General features: G+C 72.7%; 14 protein-coding genes and 1 riboswitch. Of the genes, 6 read left to right on the top strand and 8 right to left on the bottom strand.

Annotated features, from left to right (window positions below; all coding sequences use genetic code 11):
* Positions 1–449: 449 nt before the first annotated feature.
* A riboswitch (cobalamin riboswitch) is annotated at positions 450–645 on the bottom strand.
* 177 nt (positions 646–822) lie between these two features.
* The 4 genes from cbiE to J2S22_RS12025 all read left to right on the top strand — a co-directional run bounded on the left by cbiE (position 823) and on the right by J2S22_RS12025 (position 4685).
* Complete coding sequence (gene cbiE, locus J2S22_RS12040) at positions 823–2070, top strand: precorrin-6y C5,15-methyltransferase (decarboxylating) subunit CbiE (RefSeq protein WP_272776734.1); 1248 nt, start codon at positions 823–825, stop codon at positions 2068–2070.
* Positions 2070–2450, top strand: coding sequence for a cobalamin biosynthesis protein (locus tag J2S22_RS12035; protein ID WP_272776807.1), 381 nt, complete (start codon positions 2070–2072; stop codon positions 2448–2450). Before cbiE ends, J2S22_RS12035 begins: the two co-directional genes overlap by 1 nt.
* A complete protein-coding gene (gene cobM / locus J2S22_RS12030; RefSeq protein ID WP_272776735.1) occupies positions 2447–3208 on the top strand; it encodes a precorrin-4 C(11)-methyltransferase in 762 nt (253 codons plus the stop codon). The genes J2S22_RS12035 and cobM overlap by 4 nt, the downstream gene beginning before the upstream one ends.
* 124 nt (positions 3209–3332) lie before the next feature.
* Entirely contained in the window at positions 3333–4685 is a 1353-nt protein-coding gene (locus J2S22_RS12025; protein WP_272776736.1) for a cobyrinic acid a,c-diamide synthase CobB, read from the top strand.
* 21 nt (positions 4686–4706) lie between these two features.
* Here the strand turns inward: J2S22_RS12025 and J2S22_RS12020 are convergent, their stop codons facing one another.
* The 7 genes from J2S22_RS12020 to J2S22_RS11990 all read right to left on the bottom strand — a co-directional run bounded on the left by J2S22_RS12020 (position 4707) and on the right by J2S22_RS11990 (position 13052).
* Positions 4707–5141: a BLUF domain-containing protein gene (locus J2S22_RS12020; RefSeq protein WP_272776737.1), complete on the bottom strand. Its 435-nt coding sequence runs from the start codon at positions 5139–5141 to the stop codon at positions 4707–4709.
* A 113-nt stretch (positions 5142–5254) separates the two neighbouring features.
* A complete protein-coding gene (locus J2S22_RS12015) occupies positions 5255–5944 on the bottom strand; it encodes an ABC transporter ATP-binding protein (RefSeq protein ID WP_272776738.1) in 690 nt (229 codons plus the stop codon).
* A gap of 10 nt (positions 5945–5954) precedes the next feature.
* Positions 5955–7088 carry an ABC transporter permease gene (locus J2S22_RS12010; RefSeq protein WP_272776739.1) on the bottom strand — a complete coding sequence of 378 codons (1134 nt, stop codon included), beginning with the start codon at positions 7086–7088 and terminating at the stop codon, positions 5955–5957.
* The gene (locus J2S22_RS12005; RefSeq protein ID WP_272776740.1) at positions 7085–8242 is read right to left on the bottom strand and encodes an efflux RND transporter periplasmic adaptor subunit; all 1158 of its coding nucleotides are present in this window, start codon (positions 8240–8242) and stop codon (positions 7085–7087) included. The genes J2S22_RS12010 and J2S22_RS12005 overlap by 4 nt, the downstream gene beginning before the upstream one ends.
* A 12-nt stretch (positions 8243–8254) precedes the next feature.
* On the bottom strand, positions 8255–11518 hold the full coding sequence (locus J2S22_RS12000) for an efflux RND transporter permease subunit (RefSeq protein ID WP_272776808.1): 3264 nt from the start codon (positions 11516–11518) through the stop codon (positions 8255–8257).
* Between the two features lie 20 nt (positions 11519–11538).
* Positions 11539–12687, bottom strand: coding sequence for an efflux RND transporter periplasmic adaptor subunit (locus tag J2S22_RS11995; protein WP_272776741.1), 1149 nt, complete (start codon positions 12685–12687; stop codon positions 11539–11541).
* A complete protein-coding gene (locus tag J2S22_RS11990) occupies positions 12684–13052 on the bottom strand; it encodes an ArsR/SmtB family transcription factor (protein WP_272776742.1) in 369 nt (122 codons plus the stop codon). The genes J2S22_RS11995 and J2S22_RS11990 overlap by 4 nt, the downstream gene beginning before the upstream one ends.
* Positions 13053–13136: 84 nt before the next feature.
* Here J2S22_RS11990 and J2S22_RS11985 point away from each other — a divergent pair, with 84 nt between their 5' ends.
* Entirely contained in the window at positions 13137–13340 is a 204-nt protein-coding gene (locus J2S22_RS11985; RefSeq protein ID WP_272776743.1) for a YgaP family membrane protein, read from the top strand.
* Between the two features lie 103 nt (positions 13341–13443).
* Positions 13444–13794: a carboxymuconolactone decarboxylase family protein gene (locus J2S22_RS11980; protein WP_111357509.1), complete on the top strand. Its 351-nt coding sequence runs from the start codon at positions 13444–13446 to the stop codon at positions 13792–13794.
* 133 nt (positions 13795–13927) lie between these two features.
* On the opposite strand, the gene J2S22_RS11975 is transcribed toward J2S22_RS11980, so the two are convergent.
* On the bottom strand, positions 13928–15115 hold the full coding sequence (locus J2S22_RS11975; protein ID WP_272776744.1) for a YbfB/YjiJ family MFS transporter: 1188 nt from the start codon (positions 15113–15115) through the stop codon (positions 13928–13930).
* Positions 15116–15135 lie beyond the last annotated feature (20 nt).

The following is a 15135-nucleotide window of genomic DNA, read 5'->3' as shown; positions in this document are numbered from 1 at the left end:
CGAGCCGCGCGCGCCGGCGGCCCCCGAGCGGAGCCGAGGTCAGTCCGAAATTCCGTGTCATGAGAGCCCCCGAAGCGGCCCTCCGCCCGAATGCGCGACCGCCGTCTGCATGCAATGTAATAACATTACATAATTGGAGCTTGTCAATCGCCGGCCGGTTGTGGCCGGTGCGAGCGCCGACGGCACGGGCGTCGAGGATGCGGGCGGCAGCGGCCCGGAACGCGATCGGGACGGCCGGACGCGGGCGCGCCGGCGGCGCGGCGATCACGTCCAGGGCGGGCGTTTCGGAACGGGCGGACAGGCTCCCGTCGGGGACGGGAGCGGCAGGGATCGAGGGCACGAGAGAATCCTCGCAGCGGGCGTGGCACGTCACCGCGAGGAAGGTCGCTCCGTCCGTGCGTGCACGTCCGGCTCGGCCACCATCGGTACACCCCGACCAACGGTTCCGCGTGTGACCACGGCTGACGGCAGGTCTCCTGGCTCGCGGGTCGCCGCCCTTCGTCGCCTTCCCGGGTGCGAGACCCCAGTGGACCAATGACGAAGGACTCGCCGCTCACAGTTGCGGGGGCAGCCACGGCATCCGGCTCGCGCCGTCACCGTGTTCCCTTTTCATCCCGTGAGGGAACCGTCGGCTCCACGTTAAGAATGGATTAATCCGGCTGTCAATTCGGGCCAGTGTGTTCTCGGTGGCGTGTTGCGCGGCGGGCACGGATCAGGCCCCGCCCGGCATTGACGCATCGCGCGGCGCGCCCGTATCAGTCCGCCCCGCACCGTGCAGGGTGCGACCGGCGGGCCGGCCCGGCCCGGACAGAGAGAGCGAACGTGAGCGCACAGCCTGCCGACCAGGTCTCGCCCGGCGCGCCGGTCCGCTGGCTGTCGCTGATCGGCATCGGCGAGGACGGCATCGCCGGGCTGACCGAAGCCGCCAGGGTGCTGGTGCGCTCGGCCGAGCTGGTGGTCGGCGGCGAGCGCCATCTGGCGCTGGCGGCCGAGCTGGTGCGCGGCCGCAGCCTCGCCTGGCCGCGACCCATGGCGCTGGCGTTTCCGGAGATCACGGCGCATCGCGGCCGGCCCGTGGTGGTGCTGGCGACCGGCGACCCGTTCCACTACGGAGTCGGGCGCATGCTGGCCGGCCTCGTGCCGGCGGACGAGATTCTCTCGCTGCCGCAGCCGTCGAGCTTCAGCCTCGCCGCCTCGCGGCTCGCCTGGTCGCTGCCGGACCTGACGCCGGTGACGCTGCACGGGCGGCCGCTCGCGACCGTCGTGCGGCATCTGCAGCCGGGCGCCCGAATCCTCGCGCTGTCATGGGACGAGACGACGCCGCGAAAGCTCGCGGAGCTTCTGGTGTCGCGCGGCCTCGGCGACAGCCGCATCCATGTGCTGGAGGCGCTCGGCGGCCCGCGGGAAAACGTCCGGCAGGCGGTGGCGAGGGATTTCGATCTCGGAAACATCGATCCGCTCAACCTGATCGGGCTCGAGGTGGTCGCGGCGGCGGACGCGACCGTGGTGCCGCTGGCGCCCGGGCTCGACGACGCGCTGTTCGAGCACGACGGCCAGCTCACCAAGCGCGACATCCGCGCCGTGACGCTCGCGGCGCTGGCGCCGCGCCAGGGCGAGCTGCTGTGGGATATCGGCCTCGGCGCCGGGTCGGTCGCGATCGAGTGGCTGCTGCGCCATCCCGCCATGCGGGCGATCGGCATCGAGGACCGCCCGGAGCGCGCCGCACGCGCGGCCCGCAACGCGGCGGCGCTCGGCACGCCGGATCTGCGCATCGTCGAAGGCCGCGCCCCGGCGGCGCTGAAAGACCTGCCGGCGCCCGACGCCGTGTTCGTCGGCGGCGGCTTCTCCGACGAGGGCGTGTTCGAGGCGGCGTGGGCGGCGCTGAGGCCGGGTGGCCGGCTGGTGGTCAATGCGGTGGCGCTGGAGACCGAGGCGCGGCTGTTCGCCCTGCATGCGACGCACGGCGGCGAGCTGGTGCGGCTGCAGGTGTCGCGCGCCGAGCCGGTCGGCACGATGACGGGCTGGCGGCCGGCCATGCCCGTGACCCAGTGGCGGGTGAGCAAGCCGTGATGGCCGCCGGGGTGGGATTTCGGCGCGGCGCCCCGTGTGGCGAGATTCTCGCGGCGGTGCGGCAGGCGTGCGAGGCCGCGGGCGTGGCTGTCGCGGCACTCGGTGCGCTCGCCACCGCGGACTTCAAGTCCGACGAGAGCGGCGTCCATGATGCGGCCGGCACGCTCGGCGTGCCGCTGGTCGCATGCCCGCGTGAAGACCTCGACCGGGTGAGCGACCGTATCCTCACCCGCTCGCACGCCGTCGCGGCGGCGGTCGGCGTGTCCTCGGTCGCCGAGGCCGCGGCGCTCGTCGCCGCCGGGCGGAACGCGCGCCTGCTCGGCCCGCGCGTCGCGGCCGGCACCGCGACTTGCGCCCTCGCCAGTGGAGACGGACCGTGACGATCCATTTCATCGGCGCCGGCCCGGGCGCGCCGGACCTGATCACGGTGCGGGGACGCGACCTGCTGGGGCGCTGCCCGGTCTGCCTCTATGCCGGCTCGCTGGTGCCGAAGGCGCTGCTCGATCATTGCCCGCCGGGCGCCCGCATCGTCGACACGGCGCCGCTGTCGCTCGACGAGATCGTGCAGGAGTTCGTCGCCGCCACCGAGGCCGGGCGGGACGTGGCGCGGCTGCATTCGGGCGACCTCTCGGTGTGGAGCGCGCTCGGCGAGCAGCTCCGCCGCCTCGACGCCCTGAACATCCCCTACACGGTGACGCCCGGCGTGCCGTCCTTCGCGGCCGCCGCCGCGGCGCTGGGGCGCGAGCTGACGCTGCCCGAGGTCGCCCAGTCGGTGGTGCTGACCCGCACCTCGGGCCGCGCCTCGGCGATGCCGGACAGCGAGAGCCTCGCCGCCTTCGCCGCCACCCGGGCGACGCTCGCCATCCACCTGTCGATCCATGTCCTGGACAGGCTCGTCGCCGAGCTGACGCCGTTCTACGGCGCCGACTGCCCGGTCGCGATCGTGTTCCGGGCGAGCTGGCCCGACGAGCGCATTCTTCGCGGGACGCTGTCCACCATCGTGGCGCAGGCGGCCGAAAGCCCGATGGAGCGCACCGCCCTGGTGCTGGTCGGCGCCGCGCTCGGTGCGGAGGCGTTTCGCGAGAGCGCCCTCTACAGCGTCGACTATCAGCGCCGGTTTCGCGGACGGGGCGAATGAGCGTGGATCAAGTCGGTCCTTCGGCGGTCATTCCGGGACGGCGCGGAGCGCCGGACCCGGAATCCAGCCGTGCGCTCGGACCATGTGGCTGGATTCCGGGTTCGCACCTGCGGTGCGCCCCGGAATGACGCCGCCCCCCTCATCCGAACAACCGACCGGGACGCCCGGCCTCCTCGTCGCGGCGCCGCGCTCGGGCTCGGGCAAGACGACGATCGCGCTCGCCCTGATGCGGGCGCTGCGCCGGCGGGGGCTCGCCGTGCAGCCGTTCAAGTGCGGGCCCGACTACATCGATCCGGCCTGGCACGCGGCCGCGGCCGGCCGCGACAGCGTCAATCTCGACTCCTGGGCGATGCGGCCGGCGCTGCTGCGCGGGCTCGTGGGCGCCGCCGGGCCGGGCGCCGAAATCGCCATCGTCGAGGGCGTGATGGGTCTGTTCGACGGCGTCGCGCAGCCCGGGCGGGCGGGCCGCGGCGCCTCGGCCGACATCGCCGCGCTGACCGGGTGGCCGGTGCTGCTCGTCCTCGACGTCGCCGGCCAGACCGAGACGGCGGCCGCGGTGGCGCTCGGCTGCGCCCGCTATCGCGCCGACGTGAGCATCGCCGGCGTGATCCTCAACCGCGTCGCCAGCGACCGCCACCTCGCGCTGGTCGCGCCGACGATCGAGCGGCTCGGCCTGCCGGTTCTGGGCGCGGTGTTCCGCGACGACCGCCTGGCGCTGCCCGAGCGGCACCTCGGCCTCGTGCAGGCGGTGGAGAATTCCGATCTCGACGCGCAGCTCGACCGCATCGCCGCGGTGGCGACGGCGCGGATCGATCTCGACGCCCTCGTCGCGGCGGCGCGGCCGGGCATGATCGCCGCGGGGGAGGGCGACGACGCCGGCCTGCCGCCGCCCGGCGGGCGCGTGGCGCTCGCCCGCGACGCCGCCTTCTCGTTCATGTATCCGCATCTGATCCAGGCGTGGCGGCGGGCCGGCGCCGCGGTCGTGCCGTTCTCGCCGCTCGCCGACGAGGCGCCCGATGCCGCGGCCGACGCCGTCTGGCTGCCCGGCGGCTATCCGGAGCTGCATGCCGGCCGGCTGGCGGCGGCCGAGACCTTCAGGTCCGGCATGCGCGCCGCGGCGGAGCGCGGGGCCAGGATCCACGGGGAGTGCGGGGGCTTCATGGTGCTGGGGCAGGGCCTCGTCGACGCCGACGGCACCCGTCACGCGATGCTGGACCTGCTCGGCCTCGAGACCTCGTTCGCGACGCGAAAGCTGCATCTCGGCTACCGGCGGGCGACGCTGCGCAGCGGCTGCGTCCTCGGTCCTGCCGGCGCGACCCTGTACGGCCACGAGTTCCACTACGCGACGACGCTCGCCTGTCCGGACGCGCCGCTCGCCGACTGCTGCGACGCGACCGGCGCATCGGTGCCCGAGAGCGGCGCCCGCCGCGGCACCGTCACCGGCACGTTCTTCCACGCGATCGACCGCGGCGCCTGACGGCGCCCGCCCGCGACGGCCTCACGGTGCGTCGTGGAAGATGCGGAACAGCTCCAGCGCCTTGTCGTTCGAGTGCCGGAAGCTCTCCGGGTCGAAGCTCGTCTCGCCGAGCCGGGCATGGCCCGGAAGGCGCGCCATCAGCGTGTCGTCGACGTTCTTGAAGCCCATCGCCCACTCGCCGAACATGCGCTCGGGGATCTCGCCCTCGGCGAGCGGCAGGATGGTGTGGTGCCGCTTGTCGCGCCGGATCTTGTCGTACAGCGCCCGCACCACCGCTTCGTCGCCCTCCAGCATCTGGATGAAGTGGCCGCTGCGGGTGTCCGGCGAGAAGCGATAGATCAGGAGCCCGGTGATGCCCTTGTCGGTGTTGCTGCGGCGGCTGAACGACAGCAGCGATTCGAGGTCGGCGGCCGCCATCGGGGTGGTCGCCTGGCTCACATAGATGACGTAGTGCATGGGGTCTCTCCTGACACTTGTTGTTGCCGATCGGGGATCGGAAGGGCGGGCCTCGCAAGTACGGCCCGGTGGCGCGGCTGGATCACCCGCGTCGCACCGGAACGGGCCGCGGCTCAGACCAGCAGCCCGTCGCGCAGCTCCAGGACGCGGTCGAAGCGGTCGACGATCTTGTCGTCGTGGGTGACGACGACGATGGCGGCCTCCTGCTCGAGCGCCACCTGGCGCAGCAGGTCCATCACCACCTGGGCGCGCTGCGAGTCGAGCGCCGCGGTCGGCTCGTCGGCCAGGATGATGCGCGGCCGGTTCGCGAGCGCCCGGGCGATGGCGACGCGCTGCGCCTCGCCGCCGGAGAGCTGGGACGGAAAGGCGTCGCGCCGGTGGCCGACGTCGAGATAGTCGAGCAGCTCGCCGGCGCGGCGGCGGGCGGTCCCGGCGGAGGCGCCGGCGAGCTGCAGCACCAGGGCGACATTGTCGGTCGAGGTGAGGAACGGCAGCAGGTTGTGGAACTGGAAGATGAAGCCGATCGTCTCCAGCCGCAGCCGGCGGAGATCGGGGCGCAGCCAGCGCCCTCCCGCATAGACCGCTGCGCCGGCGAGGGTCAGCTCGCCCTCCGACGGCGCCAGGATGCAGCCGACGATGTTGAGCACCGTGGTCTTGCCGGAGCCGCTCGGCCCGCGCAGCCCGACCACCTCGCCGGCGCCGATCTCGAACGACACGCCGCGCAGCGCGTCGACCCGCGCCGTGCCCTCGCCGTAGTGCTTCTTCACGTCGGCGAAGCGGATCAGGGGAGCGGCTTGGGTCATGTCCGGCTCCTCACCCGGCCAGCGCGGTGGCCGGGTCGACCTTGAGGGCGAGCCGGACCCCGAGCGTGCTGGCGAGCAGGCAGACGAGGAACACCACGGCGCCGAGCGCGAGGACGTCGGGCGCCTCGACCACCACGCGGCGCGGGAAGCTGTCCTTCATCGACACGATGAAGGCGACGCCGAACGTGAAGCCGATCGCCCCCATGGCCAGCGCCTGCTGCAGGATCAGGCCGACGATGGTGCGGTCGGGCGCCCCGATCAGCTTGAGGGTGGCGATCTCCTTGGTCTTGTCGATGGTCAGCGTGTAGATGATCAGCGCGATGATGACCGTCGAGACGATCAGCAGCAGCGTGGTGAACAGGCCGATCTGCCGGCGCGCCCGCTCGATCACCGAGCGGCTCAGCACCGTCTCCTGCTCCTCCTGGGTCAGCACCGCGAGATGCTTCCAGCGCCGCACGCCGTCGGCGACGCCGGCCACCGGCACGTCGGGATCGATCCGGGCGATGATGGCGTTGACGATGTCGCTCGACGCCTCGCCGCCGCCGCGGGCGAGCTCGCGGCGTGCCGCCGGCGGGGCGAGCTCGAACTGCAGCTTCTGCGAGTCGCGCAGCGTGATGAACACCACCGGATCGCCGCCCGACGACACCTGGCCGGCCGTGACGCCGACCACCCGGAACTCGCGGCGGCCGAGCTTCAGCCGGTCGCCGACCGTGAGCCCGGTCGAGCGGTCGACCACCACCTCGTAGCGGCTCTGGATGATCGGGCGTCCGTCGACCAGCCGGGTCGGCCCGCCCGGCCGGCCGGGCTCGTAGCCGATCACGTAGAGGCGCAGCTTGCCGGCGGCCGTCTCGGTCTCGACCGACTGGTAGGTCACGGCGCCGGCCTCGGTCACGCCGGCGACGCGGGCCACCGCCTCGCGGGTGTCGCCGGGCAGCCGCGAGGATTCGGCGAACGGGCCGCGCGAGTTGGTCTCGACCACCCAGAGGTCGACCTCGGGCGCCCGCGCCAGGGTCAGCGACTCGGCGATCAGGCCGCGATAGATGCCGAGCATCGACAGCACGATGGCGAGCAGCAGGCCGAGCCCCAGGCAGGTCAGCAGGAAGCGGCCGAGATTGTGGCGGATGTCGCGGACCGCGAGATTCATCCGCGCGGTCCTTCCACGGTGGCGGCGCGCCCCTCGCGGACGCCGGCGCCGACCACGGCCGGCACCACGGCGCCGGCCGGCAGGCCGTCGCGCAGCTCCACCCGGCCGTCGTGGCTGCGATGGCCGAAGCGCACCGGCACCTGCGCGAGCCGGCCGTCGCGCACTGTCCAGACGAGGCCGGTCTGGCCGTCGAACCGGGCGATCGCCTTCTCCGGCACCATCAGGGCGCGGGCGAGCCGCGCCTTGGTGACGAACACCTCGGCCTGCTCGCCGAGATGGAACTCCTTGGGGCAGTCGGCGCAGGAGACGTAGATGCGGCGCTCCTCGTTGACGCGGTCGCTCTCGATGCCGACCCGGGTCACGGTGCCGTGGAAGGTGGTCTGGGGCAAGGAGCGCAGGCGGATCTCGGCCGGCTGGCCGACCGCGATGCCGCCGGCGCGTGCCTCGTCCATGTAGGCGAGGATCCACACGGTCGCCGGATCGACCAGCGTGAACAGCGTCTCGCCGGCGCCCACCACGGCGCCGAGCTCCTTGGCGCGCGACACCACCAGGGCATCGAACGGTGCCTTCAGCTCGTGCTGGCCGAGCACCGCGAGATCCTGGGCGAGCTGGGCGCGGGCGTCGTCGAGCTTCGCGCGCGCGACGGCGATCTCGCTCTGCGTCACCAGGATGTCGGCGCCGGCGATCGCCTCGTTGGCCTGCGACTCCTCGGCCGCCTCCTGCGACACCGACTGGCGTTCGAGCAGCGACTGGCGGCGCCGGTTGGTCTGCATGCGCTGGCGGTGCGTCGCCTCCGCCTTGCGGGCGGCGGCCTCCGCCACCTTCAGGCCCGCCTCGGCGCTCGCCACCTGGGCACGCGCCTTGGCGACGCGGGCCTGCTGCTCGGCGGCGTCGATGGTGGCGAGCGTCTGGCCCGCCCGCACCAGGTCGCCGTGGTCGGCATCGAGCCGGTCGAGCGTGCCGGCGACCTTGAAGCCGGTCCGGCTCAGCACCCGCGCCTCCACGGTTCCGAGCCCGAACACGCGGATCGGGAGGTCGGTCTCCGGCTGGAGGGCCGTCACGGCCACCGGGCTGTTGCGGAGCCAGAAGGCTCCGCCGCCGGCGACCGCGGCGATGGCCGCCAGGGCGGCGGCGACAGGCACGAGACGACGCATCTGCGGTCTCCGTCAGGCACGAGCCTGTGTCGGGGCCGGGGAGGGCCCGTCGTCCGGGGCGGGGGCAGGACCGACCACGCGGTCGGCATCGCGCAGGACGACATAGATGGCGGGGATCACCAGGACGGTGAGCAGGGTGGACGAGGCGAGGCCGAACAGCAAGGAGATCGCGAGTCCCTGGAAGATCGGGTCGAGCAGGATGGTGGCGGCGCCGATCATGGCGGCGAGCGCGGTGAGCAGGATCGGCTTGAACCGCACCGCCCCGGCCTCCAGCAGCACCTCGCGCAGGGTCTTGCCGTGGCCGGCGCCGTGCCGGATGAAGTCGACCAGCAGGATCGAGTTGCGCACGATGATGCCGGCGAGCGCGATGAAGCCGATCATCGAGGTCGCCGTGAAGGCGGCGCCGAGCAGCCAGTGGCCGAGCACGATGCCGATCAGGGTGAGCGGGATCGGCGTCAGGATCACCAGCGGCAGCCGGAAGCTGCCGAACTGCACGACCACGAGGATGTAGATGCCGACCAGCGCGGCCCCGAACGCCGCCCCCATGTCGCGGAACGTGACATAGGTGATCTCCCACTCGCCGTCCCACAGCAGCGACGGCCGGCTCTCGTCGGCCGGCTGGCCGTGCAGCAGGACGACGGGCTTGGGCAGGCCCTTCCAGTCGTGCGCGTCGATGCGCTTGCCGACGTCGAGCATGCCGTAGATGGGGGCCTCGAAGGCGCCCGCGAGCTCCGCCTGGACCATGTCGGCGAAGCGGCCGTCACGGCGGAAGACCAGTGGCGAGCCGGCCTCCTCGGTGACCCGCACCACGTCGCCGAGCTCGACCCAGGCCTTGTTGCCCGGCACCGTGTTGGCCGGGATCGGGGTCGAGGCCAGCGCCTCCGACCAGGCGAGCCGCGTCTTCGGCAGCCGCACCGCGATCTCGATCGGGTTGCGGTCCTCGCCGCGGTGCGAGTAGCCGACCGTGGTGCCGCCGAGCAGCGCCTGCAGGGCGTCGTAGACGTCGCCCTGCTCGACGCCGAAGAACTCCAGCCGGTCCTGGTCGAGGGCGATGCGCAGGCGCGGCCGCGGCGCGCCGATCGAGTCGTCGATGTCGACCACGTAGGGCACCTCGGCGAACAGGCGCTTCATCTCCTGCGCCACGGCGCGGCGGGTGGCGGAATCCGGGCCGTAGATCTCGGCCAGCAGGGTCGCCAGCACGGGCGGGCCGGGCGGCACCTCGTTGACCTTCATGACGGCGCCCTTCGGCAGCGTCACCGTCTTCAGCTTCTCGCGCAGATCCAGCGCGATCGCGTGGCTCGGCCGCTTGCGGTCGTGGCGGGGGCTCAGGTTGATCTGCAGCTCGCCCAGCTCGGGCGATTCGCGGATGTAGGAGTGGCGCACCAGGCCGTTGAAGTTGAACGGGGCCGGGGTGCCGGCATAGGCCTGCAGATCGCGCACCTCGGGGATCGTCCGGGCCACCGCGGCGATCTCGAACAGGGTGCGCTCGGTGTCCTCCAGGCTCGCCCCCTCGATCAGGTCGAGCTGCACGGCGAGCTCGGACTTGTCGTCGAACGGCAGCAGCTTGACCGTGACGCTGCGGGTGGCGAACAGGCCGCACACCGCGACGGTCGCGAGGCCGACGCTCCCGAGGAAGATCCAGGCGTTGCGCCGGTTCCGCACCACCGGGCTGGCGAACGCCCGGTAGACGCGGCCGAGCCTGCCGCCGTCGTGGCCGTGCGCATGTCCCGCGACGGCGCCGCGGGGGGCCAGCTTCAGCATCAGCCAGGGCGCCACCACGACGGCGACGAAGAACGAGAACAGCATGGCGGCCGAGGCGTTGATCGGGATCGGCGCCATGTAGGGGCCCATCATGCCCGAGACGAACAGCATCGGCAGCAGCGCCGCGACCACCGTGAGGGTGGCGATCACGGTCGGGTTGCCGACCTCGGCGACCGCCTCGACGGCGGCGCGCTCGCGGTCGCGTCCGTCCGCCATGCCCCAGTGGCGGGCGATGTTCTCCACCATCACGATGGCGTCGTCGACCAGGATGCCGATCGCGAAGATGAGCGCGAACAGGCTGACCCGGTTGATGGTGTAGCCCATTAGGTTGGCGGCGAAGAGGGTGAGCAGGATGGTGGTCGGGATGACGATCGCGGTCACCAGCGCCTCGCGCCAGCCGATCGCCAGCGCGATCAGCACGACGATGGAGACGGTCGCCAGGCCGAGATGGAAGAACAGCTCGTCCGCCTTCTCGCTCGCCGTCTCGCCGTAGTCGCGCGTCACCGTGACGGTGACGTCGTCCGGGATCAGCCGCGTCCTGGCGTTGTCGAGCCGGGCCAGCAGGTCGGCCGAGACCGTGACGGCGTTGGCGCCAGCCCGCTTGGCGAAGGCGACGCTGACGGCCGGGGTGCGGGCCCAGTCCTTGCGGTCGGTGCCCGGCATGTCCATCCACACCCGCGATTCGCGCGGGCTCGGTCCGATCACCACCGAGGCGAGGTCGCGGACGTAGACGGGGCGATTGTCGCGCGTCGTCACCAGCAGCAGGCCGATGTCGGGCACGCCCATGAGGGTCTGGCCGGCCGCGACGGTGCGCATGCCGCCGCCGTCGCGGACGCTGCCGGCCATGAAGGAGCGGTTGGCGTTCTTCACCTTGCCGACCAGCTGCGACAGCGTCACGCCGTAGAGCGCGAGCTTCTCGGGGTCCGGCTCGACCCGGATCTGCTGCGGGTTGCCGCCCGCCATGTAGGTGAGGCCGACATCGTCGACCTTCATCAGCTCGGCGCGCAGCTTGTCGGCGAGCTCGTAGAGGTCCTTGTCGGTCCAGCGGTCGGCCGCCCCGGGCTTGGGGGCGAGCGTCAGCACCATGATGGCGACGTCGTTGATGCCGCGGCCGACCACCAGGGGCTCGGGAATGCCGGCCGGGATGCGGTCGTAGTTCGCCCGCAGCTTCTCGTGGACGCGAAGAATCGCGTCCTCGGACTTGGTGCCGACCAGGAAGCGCGCCATCACCATCACCCGGTCGTCCTGGGTCTGGCTGTAGACGTGCTCGACCCCGTCGATGCTCTTGACGATCGTCTCCAGCGGCTTGGTGACGAGCTCGACCGCGTCCGCCGCCTTGAGGCCGTCGGCGGTGACGTGGATGTCGACCATCGGCACGCTGATCTGCGGCTCTTCCTCGCGCGGAATCGACACCAGGGCCATCAGGCCGGCGACCAGCGACGCGATGAGGAACAAGGGCGTCAGCGGAGATCGGATCGTCGCGCGGGTCAGCCGGCCCGAAATGCCGAGATTCACGGAGTTGGTCACCGGCTCGCTCACGGCGTCACCAGCCGGTCGCCCGGGACCAGCCCGGAGAGGATCTCGATCGCCGCGGGCTCGCCCGGGCGCTGCACGGTGCGGCCGCGCTGCACCGGCACGTCGATGGTGCCGCCGTCGCGGGCGAGATGCACGTAGTCGATGCCGAAGCGGGTCGTGACGAACCGGGCCGGCACCGTCACGGCGCTCCGCTCGCCGGCCGACACCCACACGCGGATGCGCTCGCCGACGAAGTAGTCGCCGAGGCCCTCCACCGACGCGTCGGCGACGACCCGGCCGTCCTCGATCTGCGGATAGATCAGCCGCACCTTGCCAAACAGGGCCTCGCCCCGGCCGAGCGCCTCGCCGTCGATCCGCACCGGGTCGCCGATCTTCAGGAACTTGGCGTGGCGCTCGGGCACCCGCAGGCGCAGCACGAAGTTCGCCTCGGCGATCTGGGCGACGGTCTCACCGGCCAGGATCACGGTGCCGGGCAGCACCGGCACCTTGAGGACGCGGCCGGCCGTCGGCGCCAGGACGGTGCCCTCGGCGAGCTGCTGCTCGACCACCGAGCGCTCGGCCCGGCGCGACTTCAGCGAGTTGTCGGCGACGTTGAAGGCGGTGCGCACCTCGTCGAGGCGCGAGCGCGCCACCGTGCCCTTGTCGAACAGGCTCTGGGTGCGCTCGAGGTCGACGGTCGCCTGCGCCAGCTGGGCCTCCAGCCCGGCGATCTGGGCGTCGAGCGAGCGGGTCTGCAGCATCAGCTTGTCGTCGCCGACCGTCGCGATCGCCTGGCCCTGCTTCACCTCGTCGCCGTACTTCACCGCGAGCCGCACCACGGTGCCGCCGATGCGGGCGCGGGCCGGCACCACATTGGCGCTCTCGACGGTGGCGAACACGGCCTTCTCGTCGTGCACCGGCATCGCCGCGACCGTGACGGTGTCGGCGCGCGTCGCCGTCGTCGACACGCCGAGCAGGACCGACAGCACCACGGCCCGCACCACCGCCTTCTCCCTGTCGCCGAGGCGCGGCAGGCCGGGATCGGCGAGCCGCGGCACCGGCGCTCCGGCCGGGCGCTCGGGGCGCTGCGGCGGCGTCTGCGGCGCGGTCGGCCGGCGGCGGAACCGGCAGGAGCGGGGGGCGTCGGGCGCGATCCCGGGCGCGGTCATGGGGCGGTCCTTTTCACGGTACGGGCAGGCTTTCGGGCGGGGGCTGCGGAGGGGCCGGCGGGCACCGCCGCGCAGTAGATGCCGTGCAGGGCGGTGAGGAGGTCGCGGGCCGCGGGGCTCGCGATGGCGTACCAGACGGTCTGCCCGTCGCGGCGCGCCGTCACGAGCCCGTCCTTGCGCAGCAGGGTGAGGTGCTGGGACACGTTGGCGATGCGCATGCCGAGCGATTCGGCGAGCTCGCCGACCGAGCGCTCGCGCTCCAGCATGGCGCACACCATCATCAGCCGGTGCGGGCTCGCCAGGGCGCGCAGCAGCGTGCACGCCTCGGCGGCCGCGAACAGGGGATCGGCGTCTCGTTCTTTCATAGTTGCGAATATATGCAAAAGCAGATATGAACGCAACAGGCGATCGCGTCCCGCGGCGCCGGACCGAGATCAGGAGCTCTACCTATGACCATCGACCGTGCCGTGCTGGCCGTCGCCGGGACCATGGTTCTTCTCAGCGCCGCGCTCGCCGCCTTCGTCAGCCCGTGGTGGCTGCTGCTCACCGTTTTCGTCGGGGCCAATATGCTGCAGGCGGCGTTCACCGGCTTCTGTCCGGCCGCTATCGTGTTCAAGAAGGTTGGGATCCGGCCGGGCTGCGCGTTCGAGTGACCCGGCGGACGGCCGGGACGGCGGCTCCCGGCCGTGACCTGCGACCGGTCGTCATCCGACGGCCGGCGCCAGAATCGTTCAGAAAAGACTCAGGAGAACAATCGTGAAGACCAACTGGCCCGAACTGATGAAGGAGCTGGGCGTCAGCCTGAAGGACCTGCGCGGCGGCGCCCCCGACGTCATGAAGGGCTTCTCGGCGATGGCGCAGGCGGCGCTCGCCCCCAAGGCGCTCGACACCAAGACCAAGGAGCTGATCGCGCTGGCCATCGGCGTCGCCATCCGCTGCGACGACTGCATCGCCTTCCACGTCAAGGCGGCGATCGAGCAGGGCGCCACCAAGGAAGAGCTGATGGAGACGCTCGGCATGGCCGTCTACATGGGCGCCGGCCCGAGCGTCATGTACGCCTCGCACGCCGTCGAGGCCTGGGGCCAGATCGCGCCGAAGAAGGACTGAGGCCGGTCGCGGTCATTCCGGGGCGCGGGCCGAAGGCTCGCGAACCCGGAATCCAGAGACGATCTCGATGTGGATGGCTGGATTCCGGGTTCGCTGCTTCGCAGCGCCCCGGAATGAGCTGCCGGGGTTTCGCTCAGCCGCTGCGTCGCCGTCCCTCGAGGATCGCCGCCACCCGGTCGAGCAGGAGCGCCGTCGCGAAGGCGGCGGCGCCGAAGCCGAACAGGACGCGGTGGTCGCCCGTGTGGGCGAAGACCACCGAGAGCAGCCAGGCGCCGGCCGCCTGGCCGAGCGAGAACACCACGGTGCCGCGGCTCCAGGCCAGCTGCTGGCGGGCCGGATCGTGGAAGATCTCGCGCAGGCGCCCGAGCACCAGCGGCGCCGAGCCCGGCACATAGGCGCCGACCACGATGCTGGTGACGGCGAGGGCCAGCGGTCCGCTCGACACCAGCAGGATGCCGATCGCGCCGATCTGCAGGGTCAGCGCGAAGGCGAGCGCGCGGCCGAAGCCGATGCGGTCGGCGAGCGCCCCGAAGATCGCCGGCCCCACCGTGGCGCTCGCCCCGAACACGGCCCACCAGGTCGAGCCCGCCGTGATGCCGGCGCCCAGGCCGCGGGCGATGAAGTCGACCAGGAACACCATGTGGGGCACCAGGCCGGCGGCGATCACGCCGTAGACGACGATCAGCATCGTGGCGGACGGCGGCCACGGGCCGGCTGCGGCGGCGGCCGCCGCGCTCTCGCGGGGCGGCTGAACGTCGGTCGGCCAGCCGCGCCAGGTGGCGAGCGTCACGACGACGGCGAGGAGGCCGATCGCCGCCCAGGTCTCGCCGAGGCCGATCTTCAGCAGCTGCGGCACCAGCAGGCCGGAGCCGGCGATGCCGAGGCCGACGCCGGCGAAGATCAGCCCGCCGGCGAGGCCCCGCCGTGCCGGCGGTACCACCCGCAGGGCGGCCGGCGCCGCGATCACCATCAGGGCGCCGCCGGTGAGGCCGGAGACGAAGCGCCAGCCGACGAACCAGGCGAAGGGCAGGGGCGCCGCGCAGGCCACGAAGGTCGCGCCCGTCACCAGCATCAGGGTCGGGGCGGCGCGCGAGGCGCGCGCCGCGAGCCGGCGTCCGGCGAGGGCGCCGACCAGGTAGCCGCCGAGATTGGCGGCGCCCAGATAGGCGGCCTGGTCCGGCCCGAACCAGCCGGCCGCCACCACGGCGGGCAGCAGCGGCGTGTACGCGAAGCGCGCCAGCCCGACCCCGACGAACAGGGCGGCGAGCGCGGCCAGGATCGCCGGCCCGGAGCGCGGCGTGTCGGGGGGCTTCGAATCCATGCGGTCTCCGGCCGGCGGGA

Origin of the sequence: Rhodoplanes tepidamans, assembly GCF_030813915.1 — a bacterium.
In the GTDB taxonomy this organism is placed as follows: domain Bacteria; phylum Pseudomonadota; class Alphaproteobacteria; order Rhizobiales; family Xanthobacteraceae; genus Rhodoplanes; species Rhodoplanes tepidamans.
This window is presented reverse-complemented; position numbering and strand designations above follow the sequence as displayed.